Annotated in this window: 9 protein-coding genes; 4 read left to right on the plus strand and 5 right to left on the minus strand. The window is 42.7% G+C overall.

Features of this window, described 5'->3' with window-relative positions; translation table 11 throughout:
* Positions 1-21: 21 nt before the first annotated feature.
* Complete coding sequence (locus ASE55_RS08905; RefSeq protein ID WP_056218111.1) at positions 22-2,322, plus strand: GAF domain-containing protein; 2,301 nt, start codon at positions 22-24, stop codon at positions 2,320-2,322.
* A gap of 61 nt (positions 2,323-2,383) precedes the next feature.
* Here ASE55_RS08905 and ASE55_RS08910 read toward each other — a convergent pair whose 3' ends face one another.
* Complete coding sequence (locus tag ASE55_RS08910; protein ID WP_056218114.1) at positions 2,384-3,559, minus strand: Pycsar system effector family protein; 1,176 nt, start codon at positions 3,557-3,559, stop codon at positions 2,384-2,386.
* Between the two features lie 26 nt (positions 3,560-3,585).
* Between ASE55_RS08910 and ASE55_RS08915 the strand changes: the two genes are divergently transcribed.
* On the plus strand, positions 3,586-7,299 hold the full coding sequence (locus tag ASE55_RS08915) for a metallophosphoesterase (protein ID WP_056218117.1): 3,714 nt from the start codon (positions 3,586-3,588) through the stop codon (positions 7,297-7,299).
* An 82-nt stretch (positions 7,300-7,381) separates the two neighbouring features.
* On the opposite strand, the gene ASE55_RS08920 is transcribed toward ASE55_RS08915, so the two are convergent.
* The 4 genes from ASE55_RS08920 to ASE55_RS08935 form a co-directional block, all read right to left on the minus strand.
* Positions 7,382-8,254 (minus strand): hypothetical protein, encoded by an 873-nt coding sequence (locus tag ASE55_RS08920; RefSeq protein ID WP_082474383.1) that lies wholly within the window; start codon positions 8,252-8,254, stop codon positions 7,382-7,384.
* A 2-nt stretch (positions 8,255-8,256) separates the two neighbouring features.
* Positions 8,257-9,336: an FUSC family protein gene (locus tag ASE55_RS08925; RefSeq protein ID WP_056218123.1), complete on the minus strand. Its 1,080-nt coding sequence runs from the start codon at positions 9,334-9,336 to the stop codon at positions 8,257-8,259.
* Between the two features lie 3 nt (positions 9,337-9,339).
* Positions 9,340-10,110, minus strand: coding sequence for a nucleoside triphosphate pyrophosphohydrolase (gene mazG, locus ASE55_RS08930; protein WP_056218125.1), 771 nt, complete (start codon positions 10,108-10,110; stop codon positions 9,340-9,342).
* 73 nt (positions 10,111-10,183) lie between these two features.
* Entirely contained in the window at positions 10,184-10,723 is a 540-nt protein-coding gene (locus ASE55_RS08935; protein WP_128414539.1) for a hypothetical protein, read from the minus strand.
* 27 nt (positions 10,724-10,750) lie between these two features.
* Here ASE55_RS08935 and ASE55_RS20310 point away from each other — a divergent pair, with 27 nt between their 5' ends.
* Complete coding sequence (locus ASE55_RS20310) at positions 10,751-10,891, plus strand: hypothetical protein (protein WP_157844640.1); 141 nt, start codon at positions 10,751-10,753, stop codon at positions 10,889-10,891.
* Between the two features lie 511 nt (positions 10,892-11,402).
* Entirely contained in the window at positions 11,403-11,750 is a 348-nt protein-coding gene (locus ASE55_RS08940; RefSeq protein WP_056218128.1) for a helix-turn-helix domain-containing protein, read from the plus strand.
* The last annotated feature ends 231 nt before the right edge of the window (positions 11,751-11,981 follow it).

Below are 11,981 nucleotides of genomic sequence, written 5' to 3' on the forward strand. Positions count from 1 at the left end.
ACTTTACTCTAAATTTCAGCTTTGGCAAATCTTTACAAGAAAGACGCTCCATTTCAGGTTCACATTTCGTTTAAAAAATATCTGGATATCCTCGAACATATCCGATATAACGACCGTCTGGAATACCGTGCCAGCTATGCTGAATCACTTATTGACAAGACCAAAAACTTCAGGGAACTCAGGGACGGTTTTCAGGATGTCTCCCTGCTTGAAAAGCATGCAGACCTCATCAGGCTGTTGCTGGCAGACCTCTTCCCTACCGGACTTACCCATAATGAAATAAAGGCAGCCAGTATTCCGCTTTCCAATATTACCTTCAATTATACAGAACGGTTTAAAAACATCCTTAAAGATGCCGGAAAAGATTTTGAAATAGAGCTCAGGAATATTGACGATGATGAATTTTATGTATTCTGCTGCTGCCTGATTGTACAGAGCTATTTCAAAAGGGATATCAGAGGCACGCTGCCCCTTTATTATGACATCCCGAACCGGCAGGGCATCATGAAGCATTACAAGATCACGGTAAACTCAGATTTTACGGACGTGTATCCTACAGAAGGCACAAAGATACCGTCCGATGAAATCCTGGATATGCTGCTGGAAAACTTAGATGATACTAAGCTCTGGAAAAAATATTTCCCTTATGAATCCTGGATACTCACAGGTTTTACCATTATTTCCCTGGTAGACTGTACTTCAGAAGTGGCATTATCTGACCTGAAATCCAGCCTGATCAGCATTGATCCGGAGAACCTTTCTCCTGATGAAAACCTGATTGAAATATTCAAGTCTTATTTTGATGTGCCTGAACTTAACTTCGGGCTGATGCTCTTCAATACAAAAGACCAGCGCCTTGAAAAGCTCCCGATATACGAGAACCTCTTTACGAATCATATCCTGGATTTCTGGATCAATACTTTTGATGAGGAAACCCGGAAAAGTACCTTCAGCAATATCAATTATAATTCAAAGCCCTTTGTGATCTCCAATGTAGAGAACCTGGACCAGGAGATACAGTTGCTTCCTTCTTTCAAAATATTAAAAGACAACAACATCAACAGCTTTATGGTCATCCCCATTATGAGAGACAATGAACTGCTGGCCATTATGGAGTTTACCTCACCGGTCAGGAACAGTTTCAACGGGTTAAAGCTTAAAAAGATGGAGTTTTTTACCGATATGATTTTATTCTCGCTGAACCGTTTCAGTTTCGAGAAAAACTACCAGATTGAGGCTATTATCCAGCGGGAATATACCAGCATTCACAACAGTGTGGTGTGGAAGTTCAGGAATGAGGCTGAAAAATACTTCAATGCTTCACTGTCCAAGAAAATATATACCTTAAAACAGATCTCTTTTAAAAATCTTACGCCGCTTTTCGGCTTTTCAGATATCCGCTCTTCCTCGGAAAAGCGTTTTTACCTCATGCTGGAGGACCTCAACCGGCAGATCGACTGTCTTCACGGGATTTTTTCCCTGATCGCAGCAGATTCGGAGAAATACATACTCGCCCTTGAAATTTTTGAAAATGAATTAAACAATGAAATAAAGGCAGACAGCGAACAGCGTTTCCAGCGGTTATTGAGAGAAGAAATCCATCCCTTTTTACAGGCAAAGCTGGAGATTAAAACATCCAGTGAAGCAAAAGCGAAAATCAAGGATTATTTTGCCCAGATCCACACCCAGAATGACCTGTTTTATTTCAACCGGAAAAGCCTGGATGACTCCATTACTTTGGTCAACAGGAAACTCGCGGATATGCTGGATGAAAGCCAGGCCGAAGCCCAGCTGATTTTCCCGCATTATTACGAAAGATTCAAATCCGATGGTGTAGAGCATACGCTGTACACAGGCCAGAATATTGCTCCGGAACTGCCATATACCTCAAAGGTAGTGCAGCGGCTGAGATACTGGCAGCTGAAGACCATGTGCAGTATGGAACGTGAATTCCGTAATTTCAGGAAAGACCTGGCGGTTCCTCTGGACATTGCCTCACTGATCTTCGTATATAATGAAAAAATCGATATCCGGTTCCGGATGGACGAAAAACGGTTTGATGTGGACGGAGCCTATAATTCTTATTATGAAATCATTAAAAAACGGCTTGACAAGGCGCATGTAAAGGGTTCTTCAGACAGAATAACATGTCCGGGAAAGATAACCATTGTCTATTTCGGGATGGAAAACCAGAGGGAATACCTGGAATACATCAGCAAGCTCCAGAAAAAAGAAATCCTGCAGAATGACATTGAATTTTTAAAAGTTGAAGACCTTCAGGGAATCACCGGGCTGCTTGCGCTGCGGGTTTCACTCGCATAAAAATAAAACCCATCCGTATTGAATGAGTTTTTATCTGTTTTATCAGCTTAAATCTGTTTAATTAGAGGCTCAGGAAAGCATAGGCAAAAGACAGTACTGAAATGACAATTCCGGCCATAAAAATATTATAGGTCATGGAGAGAAGCCTGTATTTCCGGTCCAGAACTTTCCCCAGGAAATATAAATCCTTTACCATCGAATCATAGATATAGTTCCGGTCATTGATCAGGTCTTTCATCGCATCATTAAAATCATCGAAAAGCATCCTGTTAAAATTACCGAAAAACAGAAGATTGACTTTCCTCTCGGCAATATCCTGAGGTGTAAATTTTACTTTCGTCACGTTCGGCTTTGTCGATAAAATGGCAAAAATAATGGTAATTACACTGGACAGCAGTAAGAGAAAGCTCGGAATGATAAGATGTGAATTCTTAGGCGTATCCAGTTTGGGCACCAGTACGGACAGACAAACCGAGATAATAATCGCATTTACCGAAAGCAGTATATTCGCCTTGCTGTCGGCAATATCGCTTAACCGCGTATGGTTGCTCAGCGTAATCCTGAATAAAGTGTCTACGCTCCGGTCAGATTTCGGTTCCTTCTCTTTATCTTTTTTACTTTCGGAAGGCTCTTTTTTTCCGCTGTCTTCTTTTTCCAGCTTTTTCTCTATTTTTTTGATGTTTTTATCTTTCAGGGACTGCCAGTTCTTTTTGGCATAATCTGTATAAAACCGGTGCTTGTTTTTCAGCATATCCAAGTTGCCTGCATTCCATTCATCATTGGAAAAGCATCTTACGTTGGTAAGCTCCCATTCTTTTCTCAGGGCATCGGAAATATCATTATAATCATGGCTTGCGAAATGGCTGCAGTCTGCATCTTTTACAATCTCTTCCAAAAGATCCTTAGGCTGATGGGTAATCTGTGTGGCAAGGATCAGCCGGGCTACCTCACTGATATATTCTTCGCTGAAATTCTCCTTGCTCAGAAAATCTTTCATAATCTCCACACCGTTCTCCTCATGGCTCTGCGCACATTTAATGTACCCTGTATCATGGAACCATAACGCTAACAGCACTTTCTCCTGCTCTTCCGCGGAAACAGGCGTATTCTTCATAATTTCTTCCGCTTTGTTTACGGTGTAGGTAGTATGTATGAAATTATGGTAAAAATATACCGAAGATAACTTATCTTTGAATAAGATCTCAACGTAATCTTTGGCTTTCTGTAAAATGCTCATGGCCGGAATTTTGTTATTGTAAATTTATGAATTTATCCTCGAAAACTCATTTAAAAAATACGTCTGTTGTCCTTAGGGTCGTATTGTCTGCAGGAGTGCTCTATTCCTGCGCAACCTATAACGTAAAAAAAGGCAAAAACTTATCAGAGATAGAAAATTCTGCTGTAAAATCTGAAAATGACTTTAAACTTTTCTTAATAGGCGATGCCGGAAATGCAGATCAGAAACAGGGCCAGAATACACTCAACCTGCTGAAAAGCCAGCTTGAAAGTGCCGGACAGAACTCTATGCTGATCTTTTTAGGGGATAATATCTATCCGCTCGGGATGCCAGCTCCTTCAGCCAAAGGATATGACCTGGCTAAGCAGAAACTGGAAGACCAGCTTGCCATTGTAAAAAATTTTAAGGGCAGAACCCTGGTGATCCCGGGAAACCACGACTGGTATAACGGCCTCGAAGGATTGAAAGCACAGGAAAAATTTGTAAAATCTTACCTGAACGATAAAAAGGCTTTTCTGCCTAAAAATTCCTGCCCTATTGATGACATCAATCTCACCAAAGATATCAAGCTGATTGTGGTAGACTCGGAATGGGCTCTGATCAACTGGGATAAACAGCCGGGCATCAACGAAGGCTGTGATATTAAAACAAGGGAAGATTTCTACGCTGAATTCAAGGATCTGATCATTAAAAATCAGGATAAGAGGATTATTGTAGCGCTGCATCATCCGGTGATCAGTTCCGGCGTGCATGCGGGGTTCAACTCGGCAAAATCCCATCTTTCGGCATTCAACGGAAGGCTTCCGGTTCCCGGGCTTGCCACTGTAGCCACAACCTTGAGAAGCTCTTCCGGCGTAAGTATGGAAGACCTGAGCAATGTCCATTACACAGAGTTTGCCAACCGGATCAAAAGCATTATCCAGGATAAGGAAAACGTCATCCTGGTTTCCGGGCACGATCATAATTTACAGTATCATAAAAACAACAACATCAGGCAGATCATCAGTGGTGCAGGCTCTAAAACAGATCCGGCAACCATTGTGAACAATACCGATTTCTCGTATGGCGGAAGCGGCTTCGCCGTGTTGAACCTGAGAAAAGACCTGAGTTCTGATGTTGAATATTTCTCCACAAAAAACAATGAGCTGGAGAAGCTTACGCAGATTTCCGTAATGCCGAAGCCACAGCTGTTTGAGAACAATTACCCTTCGGCTTTCTCCCCGATGCAGACCTCATCGATTTATACCGAAAGGTTAACCAGCAAAGGCAAGATCTACCGCTGGCTCTGGGGGAACCATTACCGGAAATATTATGCGCTTCCGATCAATGCGAGAACCGCCAATCTTTCTGAACTGAACGGCGGTTATGAACCTTTCAGGGAAGGCGGCGGCAACCAGTCCAACAGCCTGCGCCTAAAAGCAAAAGACGGCCAGGAATTCGTGATGCGCGGTGTAAAAAAGAGCGCAGTACGCTTTCTTAACGCGATGGCTTTCAAAAAAAACACCTTCGGAAACGAACTGAACAATACGTTCCCAGACAGGTTCCTGCTTGACTTTTATACCACAAGCCATCCTTTCACCGTATTTTCCGTGAACAACATGGCTGAGAAAATAGATCTTTTCCACAGCAACCCGGAACTGTATTATGTGCCTAAGCAGAAAGCTCTGGGTGAATACAATAAAAATTACGGCGACGAGCTTTATATGATTGAGGAACGCTTTTCTTCTGATCCTAAAACCTTGCAGTACCTTGACAATGCTTCCGATGTCCTGTCAACTGATGACGTACTGAAAAACCTGAGAAAAGACAGCAGATATTCCGTAGACCAGGAACAGTATATCCGGGCCAGGATTTTCGATATGATGATCGGCGACTGGGACCGGCATGAAGACCAGTGGAAATGGGCGGAATACAAAAAAGGGGATAAAATTATTTACAAGCCTATCCCGAGAGACCATGACCAGGCATTCAGCAATTATGACGGGACAGCTTTTAAGGTAGTGATGAATATCCCGGTAATCCGCCACATGAAATCTTTTAAAGATGAAATTAAGAATGTCCGCTGGATGAATATGGAGCCGTATCCGCTGGATATGATCCTTCTTAAGGGTTCTTCGGAACAGGACTGGATTACCCAGGCCCAATACATTCAGCAGAACCTGACCGATACGGATATTGATGAAGCGTTTAAAAACCTTCCCAAAGAAGTACAGGACGAGACCATCACGGATATCCAGAGAAAACTGAAGCTGAGAAAAGCAGGTATTGAAACCTCTGCGGTAAAATATTACCATATCCTGCAGGAAAAAGTACAGCTGGCCGGAACCGTGAACCCGGACAAGTTTGTGGTGGTTAAAAATGAAAACTCGGTTGGGGTAAAACAGTATAAAATCAACAAGGACCAGTCTGAAGAACTGGTTTTTGAAAAGACCTACGACGGTAAAAAAACCAAAGAACTCTGGATCTACGGATTGGAAGACAATGATATTTATGAAGTTTCAGGAGACGGAAAATCCAAAACAAACATCCGCCTGATCGGAGGTTACAATAAAGATACGTATAATGTAGAAAAAGGGCGCAATGTAAAGATCTACGATTTTAAATCACAGGAAAACACCTACAATGCAAAATCTGCATCAAAGCATATCACGAACGATTACGATACCAATACCTACAACTGGAAACACCCGAAATACAATTTCTTTGCAGGATATCCGAATGCCAATTTCAACCCGGACGACGGGGTGATTTTAGGTTTTGTTGCCAATTACACCGTTAATAACTTCATTCGTGATCCGTATACACAGAAGCACAGCCTCAGGGCGAATGTCTATACCGCGACAGGCGGATTTAACCTGGGTTACAAAGGGATTTTCAAAAAAGCAATCGGAGGCTGGGATGCCGGGATTGATGCTTCTTACACCACGCCGTTTTTCGCAAGAACGTTTTTCGGACTGGGTAATGAAACCGAATACGATAAAGATGCGGTAGACCGGAATTTCAACAGAGTGCGGATTTCACAGTTTAAATTTGCACCATCAGTTTCCACGACCAGCTGGCTGAACATGAGACATCAGTTCCAATTGAACTTTGAGCATGCTGAAGTACAGAGAAATGACGACCGCTTTATTGCTGTTTCACCGGATGTAAATCCGGAAGTTTTCAATGGGCAGCAGTTTGCGGGTGCCAATTATACCTTCAGCTTTAAAAATTTAGATAACAAAGCATTCCCGACCTTAGGCCTGGAACTGGCTTTACAGGCAGGCTGGAAAGCCAACATTTCAGAATTCGACCAGAACTTCGCTACATTCCAGGGAACAATGAATCTGTTCCGCAGAATTGATAAAAGAGGCCGGTTTGTGTTCGCCAACTCTACCAATGCCATGATTATCAACAATAATAATTTCGAATTCTACCAGGCAGCAGCCATCGGCGGCAACAACGGAATGCGTGCCTACAGAAACGAAAGGTTTGCCGGAAAATCTTATCTGGTGAATAATGCAGAAGTACGATGGGATTTCGGGCGTATCAAAAACAATATTGTCCCGACCAATATGGGGATCCTGATCGGTTATGACGTGGGAAGAGTGTGGATGGACCGTGAAAGCTCTGATAAATGGCATCAGGGTGTCGGAGCCGGATTCTGGATGAATGTCCTGGAAATGTTCTCTGCAAGGCTGGATTATTTCACCGGTGAAGACGGCGGAAGGATCTCGGGAGGTGTAGGATTGAGCTTTTAACGCCTCGACTTACTGTTACATTAATTTTAAATAACAGACTAAAAAATGAAATCCGCAGAAGTATCTGCGGATTTTGTTTGTTTTATTTTAAAGGAAACCGATACACATTGCCTCCTGTTTTTTTATCTTTTTCATCGGCGATTAATAAAGTCTTCTCATCAAGGAAAACAACGGCTTCTTTCTGTGAATTGTGGTTTAAAGATACGGCCTGGATTTTTGTTTTGTTAAAGTCATCTGCCGTAAAACCTGTCAGGACCTGGATATTCTTGTGATTCAGCAGGATGATCTTATCTTTTGTGCTGTTAACAGCTGCAGAAGTAATGGCTGCATCGCTGTAGCTGCCTTCAAGCTTTAGTTTCCCGATCAGCTTAGCTTCAAAATCCCCTTCTTTATTCGGAACTCGGAAAACCAGGAAAGTCCCGTCAAAACCTTTGCTTCTGTTTTTGGTAAACAGATAAAAATTACCGTCCATTTCTACAAATGCTTCGCAGTCATACAGCCATTTAGATTTTTTCGGCGGAAATTCAGTCTGCCCTTCATAACGGAACTTTGTGGTCTGTGTTACCGCCATACTGTTTTGGGAGGCATTTTTTAGGTCTAATTTTAAAATGGAAAGATTCTGCCGGTCATTGTCGTTATTCCCAAAATCCCCGATGTAGATATTTCCCTGCGGATCTGCCGTAATATCTTCCCAGTCGGTATTTTCAGCATTGCTTACCTGTACATCTGCAACGGGTTTCCCCTGCAGATCCAGGCCATATACTACATTTTTATTTCCCTGGTCTTCAATGGCCCAGATTATTTTTTTATCTCCGGACAGGGCGATCCCTGAAACCTCCTTCAGCTTTTTCGGTAAAGAAAATTCTGTCTTCAGGTCTTCATTTTCCGGTGAATCCTGAGCTTTCGGATTGCAGCTTAACAGGAAGAATGCTGATAAAATTGAAATACGCAACATAATTATTTTTTTAATTTTTTAAACCGGAAATAAGAAAACCTTATATTTTTTTCCAGGTTATTAATGATTTGCTGATGGTGCAGGAAAAAGCCTGCTGCCAGCCCGATCAGGCTTCCGATAATGGTATCCAGGAGCCTTGCATGCATCAGCTGTTCTACGGGATGATAGACTTCGCTTCCGGTTTCTGCCAGAAGAATCGTCAATGGAGTGATAAAGGCAACGGCAAAACCGTAATTCCTTACAATGAGCAGTTCAATGATAAACTGCAATACGGTAATAATCACAATCATGATGATTTTCTCCGGCCGGAACCATAGGATCAGCCAGGCAAGTGCAATCCCGATAAAGGTTCCCAGGATCCGGTGCATGTTCCGCTGGCGCACATGTTCAAAATTCCGTCCCTGGACGATGGCAACGGCCGCGATGGAAATCCAGTAGGTATTATTGAATTTTAAAAGATGCCCGGTAATTAAAGTCAGGGCCATGAAAAACCCTATAATGGTGCTTTCCACGAATTTTGTATATCTTCTTTTGTTGAATGTCCTTCTCGGAACTGTTACCACTTTGCTTTTTTCGATAAAAACGGAATACAGGAAAGCGAGGGAACAGGATAAGATAGCGCCCATGGCCACCAGCCCTACCCTCGTGGGAATCAATTCTAAATCGAAAGTGAAAGTACTTGCCATTGCGGCAACCATAATGAAGAAAAAGTTTCCCGGCGGCGGCATTTTAAAATAGGAAGTAAGAAAATGAGCCAGGAAAGAGATGACACCCAGCGAAAAGGCTGCTGCATATACATTAAAGCTGAAAAATGAGCTTATGGTAAATGAAAATACAATCCCGAAAGCACAGATGGCCAGGTGCACCATCCGCTGGGTAATGGGTGCTGATGTAAAGTATAAAATGGTTAAAGCCCCGAGGCTAGACAGGCTGCCATATCCGGGTTTCCCGAGAAAATATTCGATAAACAGGCAGCTTCCTATACACAGCGCCGCCAGAACAGGAAAATGCCATTTCCGTTCCGTCTGTTTAAATTCCAGCAGGTAATGGAACCTCTGGGCTACCGGATTCTGTACTTTCATCTATTATTGTAAACGTTTCTTTGCCTCTTCCCAGAGAACATCCATTTCTTCCAGGGTCATATCGGCGAGGTTTAAATTTTGTTCTGAGGCCAGTTTCTCCATTTTCCGGAACCTTGAAATGAATTTCAGATTAGTTCTTTCCAGGGCTGAGTCTGGATTGATCCCGGAAATCCTGGCATAATTGATGAGTGAGAAAAATACATCGCCCAACTCCTGCTCCTTTTTTTCCGGATCGGTCTCTTCATGAAATTCCTGGATTTCTTCATCTACTTTTTTCCAGGCATCCTCCGCATCATGGAATTCAAAGCCGATGCCTTTTACTTTATCCTGAATCCGATAGGCTTTTACCATGCTCGGCAGGCTTTTCGGGACACCGCCCAGAATGGAGGTGTTGCCTTCTTTCAGTTTTAATTTTTCCCAGTTCTGCTTTACTTCTTCTTCATCCTTCACTTCCGTATCACCGTAAATGTGGGGATGGCGGAAGATCAACTTTTCATTCAGGGAATTGATTACATCCGCGATATCAAAGCTTTCTTTCTCGGAACCGATTTTAGCATAGAAAACCAGATGAAGGAGTACGTCGCCAAGCTCTTTTTTAATTTCCTGCAGGTCTCCCTGTAAAATGGCATCAGAAAGTTCGTAGGTTTCTTCCAGCGTCAGATGGCGAAGCGATTCTAAGGTCTGCTTCCGGTCCCACGGGCATTTCTCGCGCAGGTCATCCATAATATCCAATAATTTTCCGAACGCGTCCAGCTTTTCCTGTTTGGTATTCATAGTTTGGGAATTCAAAGTAGTACAAATTTAAGGTAAATATTCTGTTATGCCCTTTTGCGGTCAAAAAAACAGATCACTTCCCGGTTGCTTTTTCTGTTGAAGCCTTTTCCACGATCAGCCACGCCGCATCCAGCATTTTCATGAGTTGGATATACGGAATGATGATCCTTCTCTCCTCTTCATACCCGGATTTTCCCAGCGAGAAATAAACCATTGCCGACAGAAACTCATCGTATTCTTCCAGGCTGCAGGCTTTGAAAGCGCTCCGGAACACCCGCACCGGATCCCGGTATTCTTCCGCCGAAAGAAAGGTGAGCATCATGAGGTAATGGTTTTCCGGAGGAATCTGAAACTTTCCGGTCTTTGCTTTTCTCCCGATCAGGCGGGCGGCCCGGACCAGCGACCGCAGCGACTGGTACAAATGGAACACTTCGGCAGGATCTGCCCTGATCCGGGCGTTCTTCTGTACCGAACACTGCACCATCGTGCTGATGGTTTCTTTTACTCCGGCCAGGTCATTGAACTGGAAGAATGCCTCCAGCAAGCCTACTGCGGAATGTTTCCGGGTGCCGGACCAAAACCGGGATTCAAAGTCTGTTTTTTTCTTTTTCATCATTCTGTTTTTAGGTTATCAATTGTCATGGGCCACAAAGGAATTTCCTGCACGGTGGCCGAAAGGTTTATTTATCTGTTAAAGTCATCAGTAATTGGGCATGCCGGGGCCAGCCTGTCTTCATGGCAGACCATTACCGGATTAAAACAGCAGTTAACCGCTCTGTAGCAGGCGGGCTGTTCACTTTTTTATAAATTCCTTTCGGGATGAAAATAATTTGGAAAATTGAAAGAAAGCCAGTACTTTTAAGGGGTGAGTTTAAGCGTACTTCGGCTTTCCTTTTAGGCTTAAAGGAATTTCGGAGGGCGGCGGTTTTTGGGTGAGGCTATACCCGCCTTCCTGCACTTGCGGGCAGTTTCGGTATAGCGTTGTCATTGTTATGCTGCGGGGCTCCGGTGAGTCCGGCGGGCCTGTAAGCAGCAGGGTTGAAATTTCTTTTTCATCATCTGTGTCTTATAAAAGTTTCCCCTGAAGCCTGCGTGAGAACCACACTTTTACCGTACGAAAAGTGATGAACTTTTTACAACCATTTCACTGGATTTTCCAATGGAATTGGTCGTTTCCGGCTCGGGATGCATTTTTTTAACTGGTCTTTAGAGGCTGTTATCAATTCGCTGATACAAATGTAATAATATTTTTTAAACATCCAACATATAGGATGATATTTTTTTTATAATTTATGGAGAAAACATTCACTTTCGAAACCACTCAATTTGATTTTGATTTTATAAATCATGTAAAAAATATTCGTAAATCCAAGAAAATCAGCAAAGATCAATTGAGTCTTAAAATGGGTGTGGCAAAATCTTTCGTAGGAAATGTAGAATCATATACTCAACGACATAAATACTCCACCCGACACATTTCACTGCTGGCAAAAGCTTTCGGCTACAAAAACATTTCCGAACTGATGGACTTTCCTACTCCGGAATATGACCGCATCAAAGTTACCGTGAAGCAGATTTATAATGAAAGCGGAACGAAGGTGATGGAAAGTGAGGTGGTGAAGATTGAAGGGATTGAATAAAAAACTCCTGAGTTGTTAGAGTTTCTTCAAGAACAGGCAGTGTATCCTTATCGGGATCACCAAGAATCTGAGGCGCAGTTCTCTGATTTTTTCCGGAGGAATCTTTCCAAGAGTAAATTGACTTATCGAGGTCATTTAAACTTTTCTATAAAAAAAGGCTTGCTTATTTTTGTGTTGCGAGACATAAAAAGATAAAGCAAGCCTATGATGTACCAAGTACTTGACAAAGAT

It is taken from the genome of Chryseobacterium sp. Leaf201 (assembly GCF_001421435.1).
Lineage (GTDB): Bacteria > Bacteroidota > Bacteroidia > Flavobacteriales > Weeksellaceae > Chryseobacterium.